Source organism: Rhizobium sp. 01L419 (assembly GCF_056400025.1).
The window spans coordinates 170,102-192,867 of the sequence record NZ_JBFTSM010000015.1 but is presented as its reverse complement, the minus strand read 5'-3'; the positions used below and the strand labels follow the sequence as shown (position 1 = coordinate 192,867).

Sequence of the window (22,766 nt, the reverse complement as noted above, 5' to 3'; positions counted from 1 at the left end):
GAACACGACCCCGGTCTTGTCCTGCTTGACGAACCATTGGTCGATCTTGCCATCGAAGTAGAGGTCAGCCGTCTCCTTGGCTTCCCTCGGGACCATCGGAAGCCATTCCTTCGGCGAGGTCTTTGGTGTGAACGATCCGATGGCMAGCACCTTGGTGGTGGGTACGTCCAGCAGTTTCGGATCGGGTGCGGATTGTGCGTGTGCATAGCCTGCGGCCAAAATGATTGAGGTTGTCAGAGCCAGGCATCGGACGGTCGAGACGGATCGCGGCATTGGAGTTCTCCTCGTTTCTAGCGGGAGTTTTCTCCGGTGGCACCTGTTTGGGTACCTATACGTATGTATGGCCGTCTTGATTTTTTGTCGCGTCCGAGATGCGGCGAAGCCAGACCGCCGAAATGTCGAGACCGTCATTCCACCGGATTGCTGTTCCGTGCTCGCTGATCCGGAGCGACAAAAACAGGTCGTCGTGGGGCAATGGCTTGTCGACGCGGCGGCTATTCCAGGCATGAGGTCGACCTCGCTGATCTCGCCGGAAACCCACGTAACCCGAACTTTCCGATCTCCCATGGCTTCAACCTTTTCGGGGGGTGGCAGCGGTTCGCCCGCAGACAGCATTTCGTCTTTCATGAGATCTTCCCCAACGCCTCCGAGCCATGAATCGTGAGCCCGCTCGATACCTCGGCTAAGCAGCGGCTCTTACGCCCACCGTCTGGGCTGCAAGATATCTGAAGATGAACGGTCGGCGCCGACTTCTGGGTTCATCCGTGCATGGTTCGATGGCCAATGCCCTGGCTCAGGGTATCGGTACAAAAGCAGCGTTTCCCGATCGGCAAGCAATTGCGCTGGCCAGAGATGGCGGGTTCGCTATGCTGATGGGTGATTTCCTCACGCTCTTGCAGGAGAAGCTTCCAGTGAAGGTCGTCGTCTTCAACAACGGCGTCTGGGCTTCGTGGACCTCGAGATGAAGGCGGCCGGATTACTTCCCAGCAACACAGACCTCAACAATCCCAACTTCGCTCAGGTGGCGACATCTGCTGGCGCGCTGGGGATCAGGGTCGAGAAGCCTTCGGAATTGAGAGAGGCTTTGACGACCGCGTTCGCCCACGACGGTCCCGCGTTGGTGGATGTCGTCACCAATCACGACGAGCTGATCATGCCGCCGAAGCTGAATGTAGAACAGGTCACGGGGTTCAGTCTCTGGATGGCGAAGGTCGTCCTCAGTGGCCGGGGCAACGAGGTCATCGACCTTGCCAAATCCAATTTCCTTCGATGAGCGTCAGCCGAATGCCTGCAGACCTTTCTGGAACGATGGACGTGCCATAACGTCGGTGAGCCAACGTTCCAGCGTGGGGACGGTCGACCAGTCTACATGGCGGCGATAGCTCTGGATGAAGACGCCCGCGGCGATGTCAGCTGCCGAGAAGGTGTCCCCGGCCATGTAGCGAGAGTTTTCAAGAAAACGGCTCGAGTCGCTCCATGCTTCCAGTGCGGAGTGGAGGAGGGACGCCTGCGCGTCCTCGCTGCCCCTGACACGGAATGCCGACATGCCTGGTGCGATCACGTCAGTCACGAAGTAGAACAGCCGCTCGATAGCGATTGCCCGTTCCTTCGGCGCGATCGGTAGGATTCTGCCTGGTGCCTTCTGGTCGATGTACATCATGATTGCGTTCGACTGCGTCAAGACGAAGGGCGGATGGTCGGAACGATCAACGATCACGGGCACCTTGCCGTGCGGGTTCAGTGCGAGATGACCTGGGCGGTAATGGTCGCCTGCTGCGAGGTTGACGTTGTGGACCGCATAGGGAAGCTCAGCTTCCTCCAGCGCAACAGCAACCCTGAGACAGTTGCCCGTGTGGAATCCGTGTAGTTCGATCGTCATTCATCCTCGTATGCTCTGGTAAGCAGGATTGCTTCCGCAATTCTCCAGGAACGCGGATTAGTTGCGTTCGCGGGCGTGAGTGAACCCATACATCTGTATGGATCGACAGCGGTCAGGCAGTCTGAGCGAGATCGCCTTCTTCGGTCAGGCGCCGCAACCTGCGAGGAAGGTTCGGCCCAGAGACGGGCTCTCGCGACGATGTCCCCGTCGGCGATCTCTGAGATTTGTCCGAGCATGACAGCGCGCTGAGGTTCCATGGCCATCAGAACCGCACCTCCGGTGGAGGAGCCGGAGCGCAGGCATCGGGTGGCGCGCGCGAAGCCCGCCACCATCCATCCGTATAGTTTACCCCGACATCAATAGGTTCAGTATCGCGCGTGGCCGCCCGCTGTGGCCGTCGCTGGCGCATGCCGTTGAAAATCGGCTTCGCCCGACAGCAAGCGGGGCCGACTCCTGCATGAAAGGACACGACAATGAGCACACCATTTCCAAGCTATGGCGACAATGCGCGAGCCTTCACGGAACACCGCATCGAACAGGGGCAGGGGAAACTCTTCGTCCGGGACTATGCGGGCGAAGGACCAGCATTCGTTCTCATGCACGGCTTTCCGGATAATCTTGGCATCTACGATTTCCTCGTTCCTTATCTCGTAGACGCGGGCCGCCGTGTTGTGACCTTCGACTTCCTCGGCTTCGGAGCATCCGACAAGCCCGATGGGGCGAAATACTCGTTTCCGCAGCAGCAGGGCGACCTGAAGCGCGTGGTCGAGGCGTTGGGCCTTGGGAAGATTATCCCGGTCGTCCACGACTCCGCGGGCGTTCCGGGAGTAAATTTCGCAATCGATCAGCCCGACGACGTAGCCGAGCTCGTGATCCTGAATTCGGTCTACAGCGACGTGCCGGGCGATAGGGTCCCAGAGCTCATCGAGGTGTTTGCCACGGCTAACCTAAAGCAGGTTGCCCTGATGATTGCCCAGAAGCCGGAATTCATGGGGTCGCTCCTCAACCTGCAGCGTTCGCTATTTCAGGCCGCGTTGTCTGAAAAACACGTGAAGATCTACGTGGACTTCCTCGGGCCCTTGATCGACGCCAACTTCCGCACGCCTCCCAGCAGCGGGCCTGCTTTTATGCAGATGGCCTCCGGCTTCTATGACGTGATCGCCGAAAACACGAAGCGACTGCCGCAGCTGAACAAGCTCGAGGTGCCCACCAAGATCATTTGGGGCGAACGCGATCCTTATCTGACTGTCGCGACGGCCAAGGATTTTCACGCAAACCTGCAGAACTCGTCCCTGCATCTCGTCGACGCGGGTCACTGGGTCCAAATCGATGAAGGCAAGAAGGTCGCCGAGATCATGCTTTCCTGAACCCGCGGTCGCGCGCACTCACAAGAACCAGACCCAAAGGAAACAGAAATGCTAAGACGACACACTCAAATGCACTCCGCTATCCCTAGAAGTCCGCCCGACGAACTAGGCTCGGCACCCGTTAGCGACGGGATTACAATTAGCCATCTGAAGGTCACGCCGGAGATCAAGCTGAGGCGCCTGGTAGGTGGCAGCGGCAACACCAAGGGCACCGTCCTGTTTCTTCATGGCTTCCCGGAGACGTTGTTCGTCTGGAACAAGATCGCACGCGAGCTGTCGAGCGAATACGAGGTTCACGCCTTCGACTGGCCGGGATATGGCCAATCCTCGCGGCCTTCGCGCGAAGAGTTCGCATATGCCCCGAAGGATTATGCTGACGTTCTGAAAGCTTACATCAAGGCTGCTGGCATCGACCGCTCGAAACTAACGATTTACGCTACCGACATCGGATCGCTGCCGGTGCTTCTGGCGGCACTCGACGAACCTGATATCGCCAGGAACATCTTTGTCGGCGACTTCGCGCCTTTCAACAGGCCTGAGTACATGAGCGAGAACTTACAGAACCTGAAGAGCGAACCGACCGCGTCCGGGGCCCGCGAATACTTCAGGAAAGCCGGAGTCATGATTCCTGCGAACGCTCATCGCGCGGGGTTGTCGCCCGAAGAGCAGTACGAGCTCCTGCCGGAGGTTCTTGAGGACATGACAAAGGGCTGGGCGAACGGCGACTTCAGCTCTGGCGACGCATTCTATTTCTACTACTCGCATTTTAACCGCGACCAGGAATTCTTCGAGCAGCACATCGACAACCTCAAGACCCCAGTGAAGGTGATCTGGGGCGAGAAGGATGCCTACATCAACAAGAAGATGGGCGAGGAGCTGGCGAAGCGAATCGCAGCCCCGCTTGAGATCCTTCCCGGAATTTCACACTACCCCCATCTGCAGAAACCTTCGATCGTCGTGGATCACGTTCGCAAGGTTTCGTAACGCTTTCGGCAAGGGAATGCTTCTTGGGCTTGGGTTACGAAGTGCGCCGCGCAGACGCTAGCTTAGCTAACGGTCGGCGCGGCACTTCGTAACTTCACGACAGGCTCTCCATGGCCTTCAGAGGTTGGAGCACAATCTCAGCGATCGCCGCTTCACCAACCTTGAACGCTACTTGGTACTCCGGATCGCCGATCATGTCGTTGAATGCGGATCGGCGCGGGTACTGAACCAAAACTGCGGCGTCCCATCCTTCGGCCTCACCTGCCGTAAGAACAGGCAGGCCATCACCGCCGAAAAGAATTCTGGCACCGAACCGAGCCAGGATCGGCTCAGCCATTCGCAAATACTCCAAGTACCTTTCTCGGCCGCCGTCGGGTGCAAACCGAATAAGATTCAACATCGTTATGGCAGTATCGTCGTCTTCACTCAAAAAGGCGTTGAACGCGGACGGTGAAAACGAAACCATTTCAATTTCCTTTGATGGCAATGCATGCGGCTGTCGATCATTAGCCCGTCCCACTGTCAAAAACTGTCAGGATTGAACGACAGCCGCCGGCCCGAGACGCCCGCTATAGGTCTGATGCCATGATTGGAGCCGCGTTTCTCGCACGGACCAGGGCAGCCGAGATGAGACCGTCGGGCCGATACGGGACCATACACATGTATAGGTGGACGGCAGTCGGTCAGTCGCGACTATTCCGCAATCACCACGAGCACGCGCACCCACAGGAGTACTGATGACCATCGTTAACGGCGGCCTAGAATGCAGGAAACCGCGCCCATGACTCCGGAAGAAACAATGGCGACCATAGTAGCGCTGCGGCAGCAGGGTAAGATGGACGAAGCGGCGGCCTACTTCGAAGACGATGGCGTCCTGGTCGTGCAGCCGGGTTCTCCCGCAATCGGGAGAAACGCCGTGAAGCAGGGCCTTATCGCAATGTCGAAGGTCTTTCCGGTGTTCCACATTTCCGAGAGGACGGTCGTCCAATCAGGAACCGTCGCGCTCCATCACTCGCGCTGGAGCGCCCAGTCCGTCGGCGAGAAGGGCGAGCCCGTGGAAGTTGGTGGCGTGACATCGGATGTTCTCAGGCAGCAGGCGGACGGCGGCTGGAAGGTCGTCGTGGACAATCCCTGGGGCGGCGGCATCCTTGATCGATGAAAGAGCGGGCTGATGAGGGTGGCGGTGTACTATGAAAACGGCGGTCCGGAGGTCTTCAGGTTCGAAGAGGTGGCGGACCCAATTTGTGGTCGCGACGATGTCCTGATCAAGGTCGAAGCAGCTTCAGTCGAAGGCGGTGATCTCATCAACCGTGAAATGCGGCCACTCGCACGAGTCCCGCACGTCGCAGGATAGCCGTCGCAGACCGGGGAGGGACGCGCTATCATCGATTGACCTGGCGGAGCAGGTCGTCGCGAACCAGCAGCCGGGATGGGAGTGAGGTTACGATGAGTGACGGCGGACTTCGAATGGAAGCGATGCTGGCGCCCGGCTGGCAGGCGGGACGTATTGTCAACTTGCTGTCTTTCGCCGCGCTGGCATGCCTGATTTTCTACATCGACACCTTCACCGAGGCCGAAAGTGCCATCGCGGTTCTATACGGTCTGGCGTTGCTTCTTGCTTCAGAGGCGCTCTCCGCATTCGGAATTCTTGTAGCCGCGACCATCTGCGCTTTGCTGACCGTCGTTTCGTTCGGAGTCACCCATGGAGCCATTTTTCCGTCAGGAAGTTTCCGGGCGATAGTGTCGCTAGGAGCGATAGCGACCACTGCGGCGGTGCTGATGCGCAACCGGATTGGGACCGACCATCTCAAGCAGACGAACAGCGCGTTGCAGCGAAGCGAGAAACGCTTCCGCGCCATGTTCGAGCAGAGCCGTGTCGCACTGTGGGAGCAGGATTTCACGAAGCTGAAGGAAAAGCTCGATGACCTGAGGGGCAGCGGAGTGAGCAATCTTCGTCGACACTCCGCATCGTCGCCGATGTTCCTTCTCGAGTGTGCGGACCTAATCCAGAGTGTCTCGGTCAACGATGCAACGCTTGAGCTACTTGGCAGGAATTCCGAAGAAGTATCTGGCCCAATACGAAAATTCCTGCCCAAGGACGAGGATTGTCTCCTCGGCATCGTTGATTGCCTATTCCATGGACGCACCAGGTTCGAAGGAAAGGGCAAGATCGTCCGGCCGGACGGAAGCACCCTGTCCGTACTTCTTGTCCTCAGCTTCCCCGAGGACGGCGTCGGTCTTGACCGCGTCGTCGTCGGCATGTTCGACGTTACCGAGCGGGATAGAGCGCAGCAGGCGCTGATTGCGGCTCAGGCAGAAATGGCCAAGGTCTCGCGGGTGGCCATGGTGGGAGCATTGTCGGCTTCGCTGGCACACGAGCTCAACCAGCCTATCGGAGCCATTGTCCTCAACGCTCAATCATGCCTCCGCTGGCTGAGACGCGATRCCCCGGACCTACCATCTGCTTCGGACGCGGCTGAGCGGATCGTACGGGATGCCCACCGGATTGCGGGAATTCTCAAAAGCACCCGGCAGATGATCATGCGAAACCCGGTGCGGGGTGAGGTGACAGATGTCGGAAAGCTCATCGGCGAGACTTGTCTTCTGCTTGAACACGAGCTCACCAATGGGTCCATCGTCCTGCAGACAAGAATTCCGTCGCATATGCCCCCTGTGAAGCTCGCTAAAGCTGAAATCCAGCAGGTGCTGGTAAACCTTTTGAACAACGGCATCCAATCGATCAACTCGGGTGGAGGCAGGGAAAAGAAGGTGTCGATTGAGTGCTCCATGGAAGGTGAAGATACCGTTGTCATAAACGTTCGGGATCATGGAAAGGGTATCGATCCGAACGCACTTCCCAAGCTGTTCGATCCGTTCTTCACAACCAAAGAGGCCGGAATGGGAATCGGTCTGTCGATCTGTCGGGCCGTTGTGGAGTCGCAGGGTGGAAGGCTGACCGGACGGAACCACGAAACTGGAGGGGCCGTTTTTCAGGTCACGCTACCTGTGGAGGCGGCAAATGTCTGAGCCATCTACGCCGTTGCCACAAGTGTTCATCATCGATGACGACGAGCATATGCGCGCCGCAATTTCAGACATCCTCAGATCGATCGATGTCGCGGCCACGTCGTTCGACAGCGCCGCAGCTTTTCTGGCGGCCGTACCCTCGACCAGCCCCGGATGCATCCTGCTCGACGTCCGGATGCCCGGAACGGATGGTCTTGAACTCCAGCATCAGTTGGTCTCGCTGGGGTATCGCATGCCCATCGTCTTTGTTACCGGCTTCGGCGACATTCCCATGACCGTGCACGCGATGAGAGCTGGCGCCATCGATTTCCTGACCAAACCATTCGACGACGAGGACCTGTTCAACGCGGTCCGAAGAGCACTTGCTCACGACAAAGAGCGGCGTGAGAGGGAGGCCGAGCTGGATGTGGTAATCGCCCTCTCGAAGACTTTGACGAAGCGGGAAAAGGAATGCATGGGCCATGTCGTGAAAGGCCTGATGAACAAGCAGATAGCTTACGAGATGAGCCTGACCGAGATCACCGTGAAGCTTCACCGCGCCAGCCTGATGAAGAAGCTGAAATCCCGAACGCTTCCCGATCTCGTCCGCAAGGCCGAGATCATATACGCGTACTGGAAGGCCTTCCCACCGCTTTTGCCCTCTGAGAGCAACGCGGCCGAGAGCAGTGAGCGGGTAGAGGGCGCCTGAAATGGCAAATTCACTTGAAATCGCAATCGTCGATGACGATTCCGCGATAAGAGAAGCCTTGCAGGATCTGCTCCGATCTTGCGGCTACGCCACGCGATGCTTTGCGTCGGCGGAAGCGTTCCTTGCCGAGCGCGGTCGGCGTAGTTTTGGCTGCGTTATCCTCGATATGAAGATGACCGGAATGTCCGGCCTGGAGTTGCAGGGCGAATTGGTCTGCGCTGGAAACGAGCCGCCGATAATCTTTCTGACATCGCATTTCCACGAGGACATGAAGAAGGCGGCCCTTGCCGCTGGAGCACAGGCTTTTCTCGAGAAACCTGTCGACGACGAGATCCTCCTCGAATGCCTGCGGTTGGCCCTCGGAGCCTGATGGCCGAAATAACGGTCAAAAATGTCATATGCAAAAGCGAAGACTTCGCTCATTTTCCCATTCTGTATCCGACATCAAGAAGATAGCCGATTCAATTGACGCAGTTTCGATACCCACGATCGGAGGCTAACCGATATGGACGCATCGCAAATCTCCTGTGCCGAAACATCGGTTTCAATCCCGCGGCCTGAAGGCATACCCGTGAGAGGCAGCAGTCTCCTTGAGGAGATCCTTGACGCTCATGGCGGGCAGGATCGGTTCGCCAGGTTCAGGCGCGCGCAGGGCGAGTTCGAGATCGAAGGAGACATCTGGTCGACGAGAGGCGGTCCGCCCGGTCTCGTTGGCGGACGCTTCGAGTTGAAGCTGGTCGAGCAGTCGGTCGAACTCCACTGCTCGACACCCCGTCGCATCGAAAGCACATTCACCCCTACGATACTCGCTATCGCGGCATGCGACGGCGGCTTCGTGGAGACGCAGTACAACCCCCGCTCCTCGTTCGCGGAGCGGGGACCCGACATGCCATGGGACGATTTCCAACTTGCCTACATTTCGAGCTACTCGATCTGGAATGTCGTGACCCAGCCCTTCATCTTCGGCATGAACGGGTTTTCCGTCAGCGAGCTGCCGCCGACCATCGTCGGAAAGGAAACGCTGCGCCGCGCGGAGGTCTCGTTCCCTTCGCATGTCGCGTCGCACGCCCCAAAGATCGTCTGCAATATCGCGCCGGACGGCACCATGCGATGGCAGGACTTCAGGTTCGACCTGATGGATGCCCCGGTCACCAGCGTACTGCGCGATTTCCAAAGCATCCAGGGGATCGAGTTCGCGACACGGCGGACAATGTACCGCACGACCGAGCTGGAGAAGCCGGATCCTGTCATCTTCGCAGAGATCAGGATCGGCAACCTGACATTTTACTGAGAGCGATCCTTTGACAGCCTGATGGTCGCCGACATGCCCGGACGGAGCTGGTCTCGTTTCGGCTGGCCGGGATCGATCCCGATGCGGACGGGGACGCGCTGTGCTATGCGCGTGAAGTTCCCGGTCGCGTTGTCCGGCGGAAGCAGCGCAAACTGGGCGCCGCTCGCCGGAGACGGGCTTTCGACATGACCCTTGAACGCGGGAGCGTCAATACCGTCAAAGACCACTTCGACTTCCTGACCAAGCTTGATACGCGGCAGCTGGGTTTCCTTGAAGTTCGCAACGACCCAGACATCGTTCGAAACGAAGGGTATAAGGAGACCTCCTGGCTTCACGTACTGACCCAGCTGTGCCTGACGGGCGCCCACCCGTCCGTTTTCGGGCGATTTGACCGTCGTTCCATCGAGGTCGAACTCCGCCAGCTTCACCGCCGCCTCAGCTGCTGAGATCGCCGCCAGCAGCTGCGGGCGCTTCGTCTCGAACACGTGAACCTGTCTGCGTGCGGCTTCCACGTTTGCCTGTGCGGCCGCAACCGCCGCGTCCGCTCGCAGGCTGGCTGCCTGGGTCAGATCCACGTTCGCCTCGGAACCCGATCCGGAGGTCGAAAGGTTAGTCGCCCGATCGAAGTCGCGTTTTGCCCGGTATGCTTCGGCGTTGGCTCCCTGCAGGGCTGCGTTGGTCTGGCGGACGACGGCTTTCTGCAGGTCGATTTCGCTGTCGAGGTTGTCGATGGCAGCCTTGTCGGCGGAAAGCTGCGCCTGCGCCTGGAGGACCTTCGCCTTGAAGTCTGTGTCATCGATCCGGAAGAGGACATCCCCGCTCTTGACGGCCTGGTTGTCCTGAACAAGCACCTTCACGAGATAGCCCGATATCTTCGGGCTGATCGGCGTGATTTCTCCACGGACGTAGGCGTCGTCAGTCCGGTCGGATCTCAGGCTGGGGAGCCAGTCTCCTGGCACCAGCGCTGCCGCGGCAACGAGGAACGTCGAAGCGGCCACCAGCACGCCACCTGTCAATGCATAGCCGAACTTCATGGATGCTCCTCTCCGAGCTTTGCGAGTGGAGGGTGGTGACCAATGAGGAGGACGCCGAGCGCGCTGACGATGAGCACTCCCGCGACGACCAGAAACCCGTCGTTGAACGCAAGTACCCAAGCCTGGCGTCGAGCTGCGTTTGCTACGACAACGACAGCCTGCACGTTTGCTGCATGCTCGTTCGGAAGCTTGCTCGTCAGTCCAGCCGCGAGCCCACTGATCCTGGAATCGTCCAGATAGTCGAACAGGGATATCGTCTCGGTGAGGAGGCTTGAATGGAATTTCTCACGCTCCGTCACGAGATCGCTCACAAGTCCGACGCCGATGGTCGTCCCGCCAAGCGTGCCCATGTTGAAGCCGAACGAGGCAGTGGGGGCGTCGGCTGGCGTGATCGCCATGGCGCCGATGATGACGTCCGGAGCCAGAAACATAATCTGGCCTATGCCGAAGACGACGACTGGCAGGAGAAGCTGGTCGGAAGCGGTGAGGGTGGTGCTGTCCAGCAGCATCCCGGTGGCAACACAACACAGCAAGAGACCGAGTGCCATGACAACCCGCGTTTCGACGACCTGAAGGAGCCACCAGACCAATGGCATGGCAAGAAGCTGGGCGAGTGCTCCCCACATCAGGAGGTTGGCGATCTCGAGCGGACGATATCCCTGGACGATCCCGAGGAATTGAGGGATGAGGTAGGTGGTCACTGCGAACCCGGCCCGGAAGATCAGGTTGAGGGCAACTGGTGGGCCGAAGTTTCTGTCAAGGAATAGGCTTGGCGAGATGATCGGCTTCGGCGAGAAGGCGCAAAGGAACGCGAAGCCAGCGAACGATGCCAAGCTGCCGACCGTCGCCCAGCCAATCATATCGTTCTCGTACCAGAAGCGCCGCGTGCCTTGGTTAGCTACGAGCACCATCAGCGCGAGACCCGATGACAGGAGAAGCACTGCGAGCCAGTCGAAGCGGAGCGCCTCCAACTTGGCGGTGGGCCACGGGTAGAAGAGCAGAGATCCGATTGCAAGAAGCCCACCTATGGTGGCCTGAACGACAAACAAAGCCTGCCATCCGACATATTCCTCAAGGTATCCGGACACCACAGGCCCAAGTGTTGTCGGGAACAGAAGAACGAATGCCAGGCAGAACAAACCTTTCGGCAGGCGAGGGCCGCCAAGGACGATGAAAACCGACATGAACGCCACGGGTCCGAAGCAACCAGCAGCCATCCCCTGAACAGCCCGCAGGCCAATAAAGATCTCGAGTGGCGGCGATCCCGCACAAAGGGTTGCCGTCACACATAGGACCACGGCGTTCACGAACGCATAGGGGCCGATGCCGAACGTTCGAACGAGCGGCGCTGCGCACACGATTCCTGCGAAATTTGCCATCGTGTAGGCGGTGGACAGCCAAGACGCCTCGTCCGGTGTCGCTCCAATGGCGCCCTGCAGATCGGCGATGTTCGTCGAGACGAACTGGGCAGTGAGCGTCACCATGAAGGAGCCGCTCAGCGCCAGCACCAGAAAGAGCAGCTTGTCGGCTGGCACCGCAGTTGCAGAAGTTGCGGGTGCCACTGCCGCATTGGCATTCGTCATTGACGCACCTGAATGGTTGCGGTTCGGAATGTCGGAAGATTACGGAGGGATGGGGCGATGAGTAGCTATACGCATGTATGGTTGGGACGCGCGCCGATTGCGCGGCCCGTCCGCAGTCGGCTGGAGGGGCGGACCGACCGGGACGGACTCCAACGTGTGGGAGGATAAAGCGCGTTGGTTGAGACAAGATGTCAAACATCGCCGTCAGGTGACAACTATACGAGCGTAAGGGCTTTCAGCCTAGACGCGTTCGGCGCGAACGGTCCGGCGGATCGTCTGGGGCGGCTGGCCGAAAAGCGCGATGAATGCTTTGCGCATGCGGTCCCTGTCGGTGAAACCTGTCTCGCGCGCGATGAACTCGATCGGGTGTCTTCCTTCCTCGAGCATTTGCCGGGCGGCTTCGGCACGCATCCGTTCGATTGCCTTTGCAGGGGACTGCCCCGTTTCATCTCGGAAAGCGCGGCTGAATTGACGCGAGCTCAAATTCGCGACGCGCGCCAGGTCATCCACCGTCAGCGCGCTGCCAAGGTGCGCGCGCGCATAGTTCACAGCGTTCTGAATTCGATCCGTCTTGGCGTCCAGCTCGAGAAGGGCGGAAAACTGGAGCTGGCCTCCTGATCGTCTGCTCTGAACGACCAGCAGCCTCGCCACTTCCTTGGCGGTATCGGTGCCGAGGTCTTCTTCGATCATCGCGATAGCCATGTCGGTACCCGCCGACATCCCTGCAGACGTCCAATAGGATCCGTCGTGGATGAAGATCCGGTCTTCGTCCATCCGGACATCCGGGTAGCGGGTACGGAACTCGTTCGCGTAGGCCCAGTGAGTGGTGGCGCGGCGCCCGTTCAGCAGTCCGGTCTCGGCGAGGGCGAACGTTCCCGTGCACATGGCAGCCGTGCGGCTTCGCATGGGTGCCGACTCTCGGATGCCGGATATCATTGCGGGATCGTATTCCTGCAAGCGGTCGGCGCCAGCAACGATGAGCGTATCGAGTCCCGCGTCGGCGAGCGGCGTCGTCTCAACGTCTGCACCCAGCGAGCTGCGAACTGGACCGCCGTTCTGCGAAACCATTCCGATCTCGTAGACGCTGCGACCCCGGCGAAGGTTTACTATCTCGAAAGCCGTCATGGCGGCGAAGCTCATGACCGCAAATCCGGGATAGATGACAAGTCCGACCTTGGGCATGCGAAACTTTCCAGTTCATCGAGCTTTAGCGACGCGTTCAGGCTCCGTGAAGCCCCATCCCACCGCAACACGAAAATCCCTAGCTATACATGCGTATGGGTTCGGTAATACCCTAAATTTGGCCACATTGGGCCACCGCCGTTAGGCATATCCTTGGCGCGAGCGCGGACACGTACCCTGTCGACGCGGAAGCGCGCGCCAAGACCATTTTACACTCAAGGAGCACCCGTTGACCATTCAGATTAAAGGCGAACCACTCATCGGCGGCCTGAGCGGAGCCTCACAAAGCGAGAAGCTGTTCCACGCCACCAACCCAGCCACAGGAAACCGTATCGAGCAGGCATTCGCCCTTGCCACTCCGGAGGACGTCGACAGAGCCTGTCGCCTTGCAGTGGCGGCCTTTGACACGTTTCGCTCAACGAGCTTGGAGGAGCGGGCGGCCTTCCTCGAAGGGATCGCAGAAAACCTGCTTTCCGTTGGACAGGACCTTCTCGATAAGGCAGTCGAGGAAACGGGCCTGCCGAGGTTTCGTCTGGAAGGGGAGTTGACGCGCACGGTCAATCAGCTTCGGCTCTTCGCGCGGGTTGTGCGGGATGGGGAGTGGCTCGACCTCCGCGTCGACGAAGCGATGCCGGACAGGCAGCCCATGCCGCGTCCAGATCTGCGCCTGAGACAGATTGGCCTGGGACCCGTTGCCGTTTTCGGGTCCAGCAATTTCCCACTCGCATTCTCTGTCGCAGGCGGTGATACGGCGTCCGCATTTGCCGCTGGCTGTCCGGTCGTCGTGAAGGGACATCTTGCTCACCCGGGAACTGGCGAACTGGCTGGTCGGGCAGTTCGCAAGGCCGTAGCGGAATCCGGTTTTCCGGACGGAACCTTCTCGCTGCTGCCGGGTGCGAACGAGACCGGAGCAGCACTGGTCCGTCATCCGGCAATCAAGGCAGTTGGCTTCACGGGATCGCGCGCCGGCGGCCTCGCGCTAGGGGAGATCGCTGCCCGCCGCCCTGAGCCGATCCCGGTCTACGCCGAGATGTCGAGTGTCAATCCTGTGTTTCTGTTCCCTGCCGCGCTCGAGAACCGTACCGACGTGCTTGCAACGGGCTTCGTGGGTTCACTGACAGTCGGCGCAGGTCAGCTCTGCACCAATCCCGGGATCCTCGTCGCCGTGGATGGCCCGGCCCTCGACGGCTTCATGAAGGTCAGCGCGGGGATGATCGCGGAGCAGGAAGCGGGGCCAATGCTCACAAGCGGGATCCATGCCGCATTCGACCGTGGTGTCGAGGCACTCCGGTCCCATGATGGCGTCCGCAAGGTGGCCACCGGGAAGCCAACCAATGGAGCGAACCGCAGTCCGGCAGTCTTCTTCGAGACCAGCGTCGAGGAATTCGTCGGGGATCCACGTCTCGCAGAGGAGGTCTTCGGCGCAAGCAGTCTTCTTGTCCGCTGTGCCAACATCGAGGAGTTCACGGCGGTCGCCGAAAGCCTTGAAGGCCAGCTGACGGCGACACTCCATATCGACGAGAACGATTACGACGACGCATTGCGTCTGATCCCGATCCTGGAGCGCAAGGTTGGCCGCATCTTGGCCAATGGCTGGCCGACTGGTGTCGAAGTTTCGGATGCAATGGTCCATGGCGGACCATTCCCCGCAACGTCGGATAGCCGGACGACCTCGGTAGGAACGATGGCGATAAGGCGTTTCCTGAGACCCGTCTCATATCAGAACCTGCCGACACAGCTCCTGCCAAAGGAAGTTGGCGAAGCTGCTGGCACACTGCCTCGCCTCGTCAATGGTCGTCGGCAGGAAGGCAAGGTCGCCTAGTAGACAGCCAAGTTTTACATCTCTGGCGGCTCGTCTCGGCGACCATAGCGGCGAGCCGCCGATAACAGTTAGAGCCCGCTGAGCTGGGATTTCGTTTGGTCCTGGGTCTGCTGCTCGATTTGCTTCTTGATCTCGTCCTCGATTTCCTGCTGAACGTCCGGCGGAAGGTGCGACAGATCTCCTTCAGACATGCCATGAGCCTCCAAGTATGGCGCCCGGATTCGTTCCGGGGGCGTCATGTGCGCCCACTTGGTGAATTCGTCGATGACCGATTTGGCGTCATGCTTGGACTTCTCGGCGAGTCCAGTGTCCGATGATTCATCCTCAGGCTCGATCGGAACGACTGGCATCTCAGCCGTATTCGCGAGCGCTGACGCAAAGGATCCGAGAGCCTCTGCTCTCGGCGCCTTCTCCGTCCTCAAGAATGTTGGATTCATGATTGTGGTACCGTTAGCGGACTGTACTTTCATGGATTTCCCCTAGTTACCGAATCCTGTTGCCACAGCTAATGGGTAGAGCGCCCGGTTGGATTCGGGCAACGACGTAAACACATGCGATTCCGGACAAAGGCGTCCTTTGCCGCTCGATCGAGGATTTTAAGAGTTGATGGTAGAGGACGATCTCCGCTGCTGCCCTTGTCGCTGCATTACAACTCGCGCTGCCGCATCCGCAACTTCTCGATAAATTTCGTCCGGACGCTGACCGAATTCTTCATCAACTTACTGTGCGGTTGCAGAGAACGCCTTGGCATGCTTCTCGACGAAGTCCTTGACGCTCATCGGTCGCACACCCGTGACCTTCTCGACGTCGTCGCTGTAACGGTCGTAGCGGTTCGCCTTGTGCAGTTCCGCCATCGTAGTCACGTGGGAGACCGTGTGCAGCGGAAGACCGAAGCTGGCGAACTTCTCTTTCCAGATGGCGACCGGGACGTCTGTGTAGGTAATCTCGCGGCCGAGCGCCTCTGAGAATTCCTTCGCCACGCTTTCCATGTCCTGAGAAACAGGGCCAGTAAGATGGTAGGTGTTGCCAACGTGCTTCTCCGGATCACTCAGGACCTCGGCGACGACGCGCGCGACGTCGTAGGCAGCGATGGCTGAATTCTTGCCACTCCCGAAGGGAGCCAGAATTCTTCCGGTGGCGCCGACGGCCGAGGCATTCTGAAGGTAAAGCGCTTCAAGAAAGGCGGTCGGCCGAATGGTGACGACCGGAAGGCCGGACCATTCCAGGATCTGCTCGGCGAGCCAGTGCTGCTTTTGCTGCGGACTGCTGGTCGTGTTGAAGACATCCATCTCCTTGACAGTCATCTGCGACATGTTCACGAACGCCTTCACACCGTAGTGCTTCGCGACGGCCGCCATGTTGGCGGTCGCTTCCAGATAGCTCGGCGAGAGCGACATGCTGAAGTAGACGCGTTCGCATCCCTCGACCGCGCGGTGTACCGCTTCGAGATCGAGCAGGTCGCCTACGACGATTTCGGCGCCGAGGTTGCGTAGCGCCGCAGCACGGTCGTCGTCGGTCCGTACATGTGCACGGACCTTGTATCCGCGCTTCAGTAGGAGCTCAGCTGCAGTGCGCCCGACGGAGCCGATTGAGCCAGCGGCTCCGGTGATGAGGATGGGGAGGTTATAGTCCGTCATATTGATGTCCTTACAAAGAAGAGGGAATTTCGATCACTGCCTGCCGGACTTCAGGCAACACAACGCCTGAGCTCGGCTTCATTCCCGGCCACCGCTTAGGCAGCGTTCAACTCGAACGACCTCCAACCGCGAGCCATGGCTGTCACTCGCGGCTCGCGCTGGCGGCCGCCAGTCTGCGCTCAACGGGTACCGAGCAGACACTCATGTCGCAATGTCGTAGAACACTGCGATTTCGGACATGACCTTCGACCGAAAACTCAGGACACGTGCGCGAGCCCCTTTTTTCAAACTCTCGATAAGGTCGTCCGTGATCAGGCTACGAGACGCGACCGCGCCGATCTTAAGGTTGCGCTACGGATGAAGAAGGTCGTCAACTGGGAGGAAAAGGAAAGAATCTCCGACCACTTGACGATACGTTGATATCATCCTATTTTGCGAGAATGACACAGAAGCTGGACTTTCAAGCAAGATTGTTGGTCGACCGGAACTGCTTCGGCCTGAACATCCACAGGGCAGGGCGGGCCGTCGCGAAGAAGTTCGACGATGCCTTCCGTACCGCGGGGGTGAACCATTGGCAGTTCGCCCTGCTGATGACGATCAACGTCCCGGGCGGACTTAGCGTCAGCGAGCTGGCCCGGTCGCTAGTCGTCGATCGGACCACTATAACCGCGAATGTGAAGCCTTTGGAGAGGATGGGGCTGATTACGATCAAGGTGGACGAGGACGACGCGCGTGCACGCCGTATCGAAATTACCGAGAGCGGGATTTCGGTACTCAAGGAAACGTATCCAGTCTGGCAAGCCGTCAATGCTGAGATCAGCTCCGCCGTGGCTTCCGACAAAGATAGCGTCCTAAATGCCCTGGCTTCCATCACCGCAAGAAACGCGTGATTTCGCCGGATAATATATGTTGATATCAACCCATATGGAGACGGGTCAATGGCCCTCAAGAGGATCTACACCTTCGATGAAGGGAGGGGGCTGAGCCTCCAGAGGGTAACCCCTAGCGAAGCCGTCTCTCACGACGAAGTTCTGACCCCGGTCGGACTCACGAACTGGCAGCTGGCAACACTCTACGTCATCGAGCTCGAAGAGAGCGCGACCGACTCCGAGATCGGCTTCGCGCTCGTCATGGACCGTCTGACGGTCGCCGCGACACTCCGTCCGCTCGAGCAGCGGAAGGCAATAAGAAAGCTTCCGTCCCGTGGCGCACGCAGAGGCGCGGTCGCTCTCACTGAAGGCGGGCGGGAGTTACTAGGGCAGGGACTGAAGATATGGCGAACCACGCATTCGCGCAGGGTATCCCGGGATGCCGGAGCGCATGCCACTACGCCGCAAACAACTGATAACATATCCGAAAACATTGTCAAAATAGGTTGATATCAACCTACATAGGAGAGAGTGAAATGAAGAACATGGAGCAGATCGGGGGAGGCAGCGTATTGTCCTTCCTCAAGAAAGCGACCCTCGTATCGACGATCATGATGGCCCTTCCGGCGTTCGCCGACGATGCAGGCGATCCGCGTCTGAGGGCGCCGTTGGTCAGGACAGCGCTTGCCAAGGAAATCATCGCAGGGAAGCGTTCCTTCACCGGGATCGTAATGGCCCGCGTCGAGAGCAACCTCGGCTTCCGAGTGAACGGCAAGGTCGTCGAGCGCCTCGTCGATGTCGGTGAGACTGTCCGGAAGGGCCAGCCTCTGATGCGTCTCGACGACATTGACCTCGGTCTCGCCCTGCGCGCGAAAGAGAACGCCGTCACCTCAGCCAAGGCGGCACTTGCCCGTAGCGAAGCAGACGAGAAGCGTTTTGCCAGACTGCTGGCGGTCGGTGCCGCTTCCAAGCAGCTCTACGATCAGGCCAAGCAAGCGTACGACACAGACGTAGCACAGCTCGATGCCGCGGTCGCAGATGCCGACTTCGCCAAGAACGAGTCCTCCTACGCGGTCCTCGTCGCCGACTCCGATGGCGTCATTACCGAAACCCTTGCGGAACCGGGCCAGGTGGTCGCCGCAGGACAGCCCGTGGTGAAGCTTGCACATGGCGGCGAGCGCGAGGCAAGCGTCAACCTTCCCGAGACCGTGCGACCGGCCATCGGATCGACCGGAACGGCGACCATGTACGGCCAGGATGAGAATCCTATCGAAGTCCGCCTTCGCCAGCTCTCCAGCGCAGCCGATCCGGCTACGAGGACGTTCGAAGCCCGCTACGTCCTACAGAATGCTGCCGACGTTCCGTTGGGATCGACCATCAAGGTCTCCATCGGTCTCCAGACAAATGCTTCGGCCGAACCCGCGGTGGACGTTCCGATCGGCTCCGTATTCGACCGCGGTTCCGGCACTGGAGTGTGGGTCGTGAAGACCGACAAGGTCGCCTTCGAACCCGTCAAGGTTCTGAAGATCGGCGAAGAAAACGCAGTTGTCACAGGTCTCGAGCGCGGCGCCGTCGTGGTGGCCGTAGGTGTCAATCTTATCAACGAAGGCATGTCGGTCCGCGTTGGCGACGAAAGGATTGCTTCGAAATGAGCGGCTTCAATCTCTCGGCTTTCGCCGTCAAGGAACGTGCCATCACGCTCTTCCTCATCATCGCCATCGCGATCGCAGGCGGTTTCGCCTTCCTAAAACTCGGCAGAGCGGAAGATCCGCTCTTCACCATCAAGCAGTTCACGGTCACCGCCGTATGGCCGGGTGCCACCGCAAAGGAAATGCAGCAGCTCGTCGCCGAACCTCTCGAGAAGCGACTTCAGGAACTGCGCTACTACGACCGCGTCGAAACGATCGCGCGGCCAGGCGCCATCTACATGACCGTGAGCCTGCTCGACAGCATGCCGCCTTCGAGCGTGCCTGAGGAGTTCTACCAGGCCCGCAAGAAGGTCGGTGACGAGTCCTTGAAACTGCCAAGCGGCGTGATCGGCCCCTACATCAACGACGAGTATTCGGACGTGAGCTTCGCCCTGTATGCTCTCAAGGCCGAGGGCATGCCAGCCCGCGAGCTGGTCCGCCAGGCCGAAGACCTGCGTCAGGAATTCCTACACGTGCCCGGCGTGAAGAAGGTCAACATCCTCGGGGAGCAGGCGGAGAAGATCTTCGTCGAATTCTCCTACGCTCGCCTCGCTGGCCTCGGCATCAGCCCCCAGGCTGTCTTCCAGAGCCTCCAGCTCCAGAACAACGTCGCCCCGGCTGGTTCGATCGACACCAACGGCCCACAAGTGTACCTCCGTGTCGATGGCGGCTATGACGATGTCCAGAAGATCAAGGATTCCCCGATCGTCGTCGGCACTCGCAACATGAAGCTGTCCGATCTGGCTGTCGTTCGCCACGGTTACGAGGATCCGGCAACCTATCGCATCCGTCATCAGGGCGAGGATGCACTGATGCTCAGCGTCGTCATGCAGGACGGCTGGAATGGCCTGAACCTGGGTGCCGCCCTTGAGCAGAAGGCGTCCGAACTGACCTCGTCGCTTCCTCTCGGTGTCAGCCTGGAGAAGGTGACGGACCAGGCTGTGAACATCTCCGAGGCCGTCGACGAGTTCATGCTGAAGTTCTTCGTCGCCCTTGGCGTGGTTCTTCTCGTCAGCCTCCTCAGCCTCGGTTGGAGAAGCGGCATCATCGTGGCCGCCGCCATCCCGCTCACGCTCGCCATCGTCTTCCTCGTCATGATGGCGACGGACCGTGCGTTCGACCGCATCACCCTAGGCGCGCTGATCCTATCACTGGGGCTCCTTGTCGACGACGCCATCATCGCGATCGAGATCATGGTCGTGAAGATGGAAGAAGGCATGGATCGCATCCATGCTGCCGCCTATGCATGGAGCCATACGGCTGCCCCGATGCTGTCGGGAACGCTTGTCACGATCATCGGCCTGATGCCCGTGGGCTTCGCGAAGTCCAGCTCGGGCGAATACGCCGGGAACATCTTCTGGATCGTCGGTTTCGCGCTGATGGCTTCGTGGTTCGTCGCCGTAGCATTCACTCCCTACCTGGGCGTCAAGCTCCTGCCGACCATCAAGCCAGTCGAAGGCGGTCATGAGGCGATCTACAACACCCCGAACTACCGTCGACTGCGCGCCATCGTGAAGTGGGCCGTCCGTCGCAAGTTCCTCGTCGCATCCGTCGTATTCGTCATGTTCGTCGCCGCCGGCGCTGGCATGACCGTTGTCAAGAAGCAGTTCTTCCCGGCCTCCGACCGTCCCGAACTGCTGCTCGAAGTGCAGATGCCTGAAGGCACGAGCATCGAGGCAACCGAACGCGCCGTGAAGAAGGTCGAGGACTATGTCCGCACACAGCCCGAAGCCAAGATCGTCACTTCCTATGTCGGGCAGGGCGCTCCCCGCTTCTTTTTCTCTTATGCGCCTGAGCTTCCCGACCCGTCCTTCGCAAAGATAGTCGTCCTGACGCCTGACGCGAAGGCCCGCGAGGCACTGAAGATCCGCCTCCGCGAAAAGGTGGCCGACGGTCTCGCTCCGGAAGGTCGTATCCGCGTCACCCAGCTCGTATTCGGCCCGTACTCGCAGTTCCCCGTGGCATACCGCGTCATGGGTCCCGACGAAGCCAAGGTCCGCGACATTGCTGACCAGGTTCTCGAAGTCATGCGCGCCAACCCGCATACCCGCACCGTCAACCGTGACTGGGGTGAACGCGTCGCTTCCGTGAAGTTCGTGTTCGACCAGGAACGCCTCAAGCTCATCGGTCTCTCTCCGGTACAGGCCGCCCAGCAGCTGCAGTTCCTCCTGACTGGTGTGAACGTCACCTCGGTCCGCGAAGACATCCGCAACGTAGCCGTGGTCGCTCGCAGCGATGGCGAGGAACGCCTCGATCCCGCCCGTCTCGGCGACTTCACTCTGGTCGCGCCTGATGGGAAAACCATCCCGCTCGATCAGATCGGCAAGATGGAAGTGACGACGGAGGACCCGATCCTGAAGCGCCGTGACCGCACTCCGACCATTACTGTCCGGAGTGACGTGCAGGAAGGTGTCCAGCCTCCGGACGTGGCCGCCGAAATCACCAAGTCGCTGCAGCCTCTGATGCAGTCGCTTCCGGCAGGCTACAAGATCCAGGTCGGTGCAGACGTCGAGGAGTCTCTGAAGGCCAACGTGGCGCTGGCCAAGGTCTTCCCGATCATGATCGTGCTGACGATGCTCGTCATCATGCTCCAAGTCCGGTCGTTCTCAGCGATGTTCATGGTGCTGCTGACGGCTCCTCTTGGCCTGCTTGGCGCTGTGCCGACGCTGATCGTCTTTCACCAGCCCTTCGGTTTCACGGCAATCCTCGCCCTGATCGGCCTCTCCGGGATCCTGATGCGCAACACGCTCATCCTGATGGGACAGATCAAGACGAACATGCACGAGGGGCTCGATACCTACCATGCTGTCGTCGAGGCCACCGTGCAGCGTGCCCGCCCAGTTATACTGACCGCGCTGGCAGCCGTCCTGGCCTTCATCCCTCTGACCTTTTCGGTCTTCTGGGGAGCGCTCGCCTACACCCTGATCGGCGGCACGGCGGTCGGGACGGTGATCATCCTGGTCTTCCTGCCAGCGCTCTATGCGATCTGGTACCGGGTCCGCCCGCCAGTATCCGAGCCTGAACAGGCTGAGCAGTCCGCCGCAAATGACACCAAGATTGGCGAAGTCTCAGCTGCAGCCTGAGAATCGCCTCGGCGGCGCGGATCCTTTCGTCTCTCCCGAAAGCGATCTGCGCTGCCTGAAAATCCATCCATTTGTATAGCTGCAAATCCTGAAGCAACGAGCCCACACTCGGCCGCCCATCAACGGAGATCGTACAATGAACCTCCTTTTCGCCTACACAATCTTTCATGTGCTCGTCAGCCTCGTCGAAATCGTCGCGGGAATTGCGATGGTCGCTGCATTCATTAGCCGACGCCCAGCTGACGGATGGACGAAGCTCTTCCTCATCACTGCGGCCATCACACTCTTCGGGGGCTTTCTCTTCCCGTTCCACGGCGTGACCCCGGCAATCGTGATCGGCGTCCTGAATGTGGCCATTCTTATCGTGACGGTGTTCGCCTGGAAAAGGGCATCGATGGCTCGCCTTTGGAACGCCACGTTCGTCATCGGCGCGCTTGCACTGCTGTACTTCAATTGTCTTGTGCTGATCGTCCAGTCGTTCCAGAAGGTCCCAGGTCTTCACGATCTTGCTCCCGTTGGCAACGAGCCTGCCGTTCTCGTATCCCAGACTGTGCTGTTCATCGCCGCGCTCGTCATAGGCTATCTAAGCTTCAAGGGCACGCGCCGGATCGCTTGAGCGCGGCTTCGGCAAC

20 protein-coding genes and 1 pseudogene are annotated in these 22,766 nt (G+C 59.5%); 14 read left to right on the top strand and 7 right to left on the bottom strand.

Going from position 1 to position 22,766, the window contains the following annotated elements; all coding sequences use genetic code 11:
- Positions 1-698: 698 nt before the first annotated feature.
- A pseudogene (locus AC1DUP_RS26695) lies at positions 699-1,273 on the top strand (thiamine pyrophosphate-dependent enzyme); the annotation flags it as partial.
- A gap of 3 nt (positions 1,274-1,276) precedes the next feature.
- Here the strand turns inward: AC1DUP_RS26695 and AC1DUP_RS26690 are convergent.
- A complete protein-coding gene (locus tag AC1DUP_RS26690; RefSeq protein WP_477835677.1) occupies positions 1,277-1,879 on the bottom strand; it encodes a glutathione S-transferase family protein in 603 nt (200 codons plus the stop codon).
- 473 nt (positions 1,880-2,352) lie between these two features.
- On the opposite strand from AC1DUP_RS26690, the gene AC1DUP_RS26685 reads away from it, so the two are divergent.
- Both AC1DUP_RS26685 and AC1DUP_RS26680 read left to right on the top strand, forming a co-directional pair.
- Entirely contained in the window at positions 2,353-3,246 is an 894-nt protein-coding gene (locus AC1DUP_RS26685) for an alpha/beta fold hydrolase (protein WP_477835675.1), read from the top strand.
- A gap of 69 nt (positions 3,247-3,315) precedes the next feature.
- Complete coding sequence (locus AC1DUP_RS26680; RefSeq protein WP_477835673.1) at positions 3,316-4,230, top strand: alpha/beta fold hydrolase; 915 nt, start codon at positions 3,316-3,318, stop codon at positions 4,228-4,230.
- Between the two features lie 94 nt (positions 4,231-4,324).
- Here the strand turns inward: AC1DUP_RS26680 and AC1DUP_RS26675 are convergent, their stop codons facing one another.
- Positions 4,325-4,696: a DUF1330 domain-containing protein gene (locus AC1DUP_RS26675; protein WP_477835671.1), complete on the bottom strand. Its 372-nt coding sequence runs from the start codon at positions 4,694-4,696 to the stop codon at positions 4,325-4,327.
- A gap of 333 nt (positions 4,697-5,029) precedes the next feature.
- On the opposite strand from AC1DUP_RS26675, the gene AC1DUP_RS26670 reads away from it, so the two are divergent.
- The 5 genes from AC1DUP_RS26670 to AC1DUP_RS26650 all read left to right on the top strand — a co-directional run bounded on the left by AC1DUP_RS26670 (position 5,030) and on the right by AC1DUP_RS26650 (position 9,236).
- On the top strand, positions 5,030-5,389 hold the full coding sequence (locus tag AC1DUP_RS26670; protein ID WP_477835669.1) for a YybH family protein: 360 nt from the start codon (positions 5,030-5,032) through the stop codon (positions 5,387-5,389).
- A gap of 287 nt (positions 5,390-5,676) precedes the next feature.
- Complete coding sequence (locus tag AC1DUP_RS26665; protein ID WP_477835667.1) at positions 5,677-7,257, top strand: ATP-binding protein; 1,581 nt, start codon at positions 5,677-5,679, stop codon at positions 7,255-7,257.
- A 22-nt stretch (positions 7,258-7,279) separates the two neighbouring features.
- Positions 7,280-7,945: a response regulator transcription factor gene (locus tag AC1DUP_RS26660; protein ID WP_477835665.1), complete on the top strand. Its 666-nt coding sequence runs from the start codon at positions 7,280-7,282 to the stop codon at positions 7,943-7,945.
- 1 nt (position 7,946) lies between these two features.
- The gene (locus AC1DUP_RS26655) at positions 7,947-8,315 is read left to right on the top strand and encodes a response regulator transcription factor (RefSeq protein ID WP_477835663.1); all 369 of its coding nucleotides are present in this window, start codon (positions 7,947-7,949) and stop codon (positions 8,313-8,315) included.
- 201 nt (positions 8,316-8,516) lie between these two features.
- Positions 8,517-9,236 (top strand): hypothetical protein, encoded by a 720-nt coding sequence (locus AC1DUP_RS26650; protein ID WP_477835661.1) that lies wholly within the window; start codon positions 8,517-8,519, stop codon positions 9,234-9,236.
- Here AC1DUP_RS26650 and AC1DUP_RS26645 read toward each other — a convergent pair.
- The 3 genes from AC1DUP_RS26645 to AC1DUP_RS26635 all read right to left on the bottom strand — a co-directional run bounded on the left by AC1DUP_RS26645 (position 9,230) and on the right by AC1DUP_RS26635 (position 13,035).
- Complete coding sequence (locus AC1DUP_RS26645) at positions 9,230-10,270, bottom strand: HlyD family secretion protein (protein WP_477835659.1); 1,041 nt, start codon at positions 10,268-10,270, stop codon at positions 9,230-9,232. The two genes, AC1DUP_RS26650 and AC1DUP_RS26645, sit on opposite strands and share 7 nt — an antisense overlap.
- A complete protein-coding gene (locus AC1DUP_RS26640; protein WP_477835657.1) occupies positions 10,267-11,853 on the bottom strand; it encodes an MFS transporter in 1,587 nt (528 codons plus the stop codon). Before AC1DUP_RS26640 ends, AC1DUP_RS26645 begins: the two co-directional genes overlap by 4 nt.
- Before the next feature lie 240 nt (positions 11,854-12,093).
- Entirely contained in the window at positions 12,094-13,035 is a 942-nt protein-coding gene (locus tag AC1DUP_RS26635) for a GlxA family transcriptional regulator (RefSeq protein ID WP_113309219.1), read from the bottom strand.
- A 235-nt stretch (positions 13,036-13,270) separates the two neighbouring features.
- On the opposite strand from AC1DUP_RS26635, the gene AC1DUP_RS26630 reads away from it, so the two are divergent.
- Positions 13,271-14,857, top strand: a complete 1,587-nt coding sequence (locus tag AC1DUP_RS26630; RefSeq protein ID WP_477835685.1) for an aldehyde dehydrogenase (NADP(+)) — start codon at positions 13,271-13,273, stop codon at positions 14,855-14,857.
- 68 nt (positions 14,858-14,925) lie between these two features.
- On the opposite strand, the gene AC1DUP_RS26625 is transcribed toward AC1DUP_RS26630, so the two are convergent.
- Complete coding sequence (locus AC1DUP_RS26625; protein WP_477835655.1) at positions 14,926-15,327, bottom strand: hypothetical protein; 402 nt, start codon at positions 15,325-15,327, stop codon at positions 14,926-14,928.
- A gap of 249 nt (positions 15,328-15,576) precedes the next feature.
- Complete coding sequence (locus AC1DUP_RS26620) at positions 15,577-16,494, bottom strand: NmrA family NAD(P)-binding protein (RefSeq protein WP_477835653.1); 918 nt, start codon at positions 16,492-16,494, stop codon at positions 15,577-15,579.
- 440 nt (positions 16,495-16,934) lie between these two features.
- Here AC1DUP_RS26620 and AC1DUP_RS26615 point away from each other — a divergent pair, with 440 nt between their 5' ends.
- The 5 genes from AC1DUP_RS26615 to AC1DUP_RS26595 all read left to right on the top strand — a co-directional run bounded on the left by AC1DUP_RS26615 (position 16,935) and on the right by AC1DUP_RS26595 (position 22,750).
- Positions 16,935-17,384: a MarR family winged helix-turn-helix transcriptional regulator gene (locus AC1DUP_RS26615; protein ID WP_477835651.1), complete on the top strand. Its 450-nt coding sequence runs from the start codon at positions 16,935-16,937 to the stop codon at positions 17,382-17,384.
- A 48-nt stretch (positions 17,385-17,432) separates the two neighbouring features.
- Positions 17,433-17,873: a hypothetical protein gene (locus AC1DUP_RS26610; protein ID WP_477835649.1), complete on the top strand. Its 441-nt coding sequence runs from the start codon at positions 17,433-17,435 to the stop codon at positions 17,871-17,873.
- A gap of 26 nt (positions 17,874-17,899) precedes the next feature.
- Positions 17,900-19,015: an efflux RND transporter periplasmic adaptor subunit gene (locus AC1DUP_RS26605; protein ID WP_477835647.1), complete on the top strand. Its 1,116-nt coding sequence runs from the start codon at positions 17,900-17,902 to the stop codon at positions 19,013-19,015.
- The gene (locus AC1DUP_RS26600; protein WP_477835645.1) at positions 19,012-22,134 is read left to right on the top strand and encodes an efflux RND transporter permease subunit; all 3,123 of its coding nucleotides are present in this window, start codon (positions 19,012-19,014) and stop codon (positions 22,132-22,134) included. Before AC1DUP_RS26605 ends, AC1DUP_RS26600 begins: the two co-directional genes overlap by 4 nt.
- A gap of 136 nt (positions 22,135-22,270) precedes the next feature.
- A complete protein-coding gene (locus AC1DUP_RS26595) occupies positions 22,271-22,750 on the top strand; it encodes a hypothetical protein (RefSeq protein ID WP_477835643.1) in 480 nt (159 codons plus the stop codon).
- The last annotated feature ends 16 nt before the right edge of the window (positions 22,751-22,766 follow it).

What these genes read in the sequence shown, in the direction of transcription:
- AC1DUP_RS26690 (WP_477835677.1), bottom strand. Translation starts at nt 1,879, where the DNA reads ATGACGATCGAACTACACGGATTCCACACGGGCAACTGTCTCAGGGTT.
- AC1DUP_RS26685 (WP_477835675.1), top strand. Translation starts at nt 2,353, where the DNA reads ATGAGCACACCATTTCCAAGCTATGGCGACAATGCGCGAGCCTTCACG.
- AC1DUP_RS26680 (WP_477835673.1), top strand. Translation starts at nt 3,316, where the DNA reads ATGCACTCCGCTATCCCTAGAAGTCCGCCCGACGAACTAGGCTCGGCA.
- AC1DUP_RS26675 (WP_477835671.1), bottom strand. Translation starts at nt 4,696, where the DNA reads ATGGTTTCGTTTTCACCGTCCGCGTTCAACGCCTTTTTGAGTGAAGAC.
- AC1DUP_RS26670 (WP_477835669.1), top strand. Translation starts at nt 5,030, where the DNA reads ATGGCGACCATAGTAGCGCTGCGGCAGCAGGGTAAGATGGACGAAGCG.
- AC1DUP_RS26655 (WP_477835663.1), top strand. Translation starts at nt 7,947, where the DNA reads ATGGCAAATTCACTTGAAATCGCAATCGTCGATGACGATTCCGCGATA.
- AC1DUP_RS26645 (WP_477835659.1), bottom strand. Translation starts at nt 10,270, where the DNA reads ATGAAGTTCGGCTATGCATTGACAGGTGGCGTGCTGGTGGCCGCTTCG.
- AC1DUP_RS26640 (WP_477835657.1), bottom strand. Translation starts at nt 11,853, where the DNA reads ATGACGAATGCCAATGCGGCAGTGGCACCCGCAACTTCTGCAACTGCG.
- AC1DUP_RS26635 (WP_113309219.1), bottom strand. Translation starts at nt 13,035, where the DNA reads ATGCCCAAGGTCGGACTTGTCATCTATCCCGGATTTGCGGTCATGAGC.
- AC1DUP_RS26625 (WP_477835655.1), bottom strand. Translation starts at nt 15,327, where the DNA reads ATGAAAGTACAGTCCGCTAACGGTACCACAATCATGAATCCAACATTC.
- AC1DUP_RS26620 (WP_477835653.1), bottom strand. Translation starts at nt 16,494, where the DNA reads ATGACGGACTATAACCTCCCCATCCTCATCACCGGAGCCGCTGGCTCA.
- AC1DUP_RS26615 (WP_477835651.1), top strand. Translation starts at nt 16,935, where the DNA reads ATGACACAGAAGCTGGACTTTCAAGCAAGATTGTTGGTCGACCGGAAC.
- AC1DUP_RS26610 (WP_477835649.1), top strand. Translation starts at nt 17,433, where the DNA reads ATGGCCCTCAAGAGGATCTACACCTTCGATGAAGGGAGGGGGCTGAGC.
- AC1DUP_RS26605 (WP_477835647.1), top strand. Translation starts at nt 17,900, where the DNA reads ATGAAGAACATGGAGCAGATCGGGGGAGGCAGCGTATTGTCCTTCCTC.
- AC1DUP_RS26600 (WP_477835645.1), top strand. Translation starts at nt 19,012, where the DNA reads ATGAGCGGCTTCAATCTCTCGGCTTTCGCCGTCAAGGAACGTGCCATC.
- AC1DUP_RS26595 (WP_477835643.1), top strand. Translation starts at nt 22,271, where the DNA reads ATGAACCTCCTTTTCGCCTACACAATCTTTCATGTGCTCGTCAGCCTC.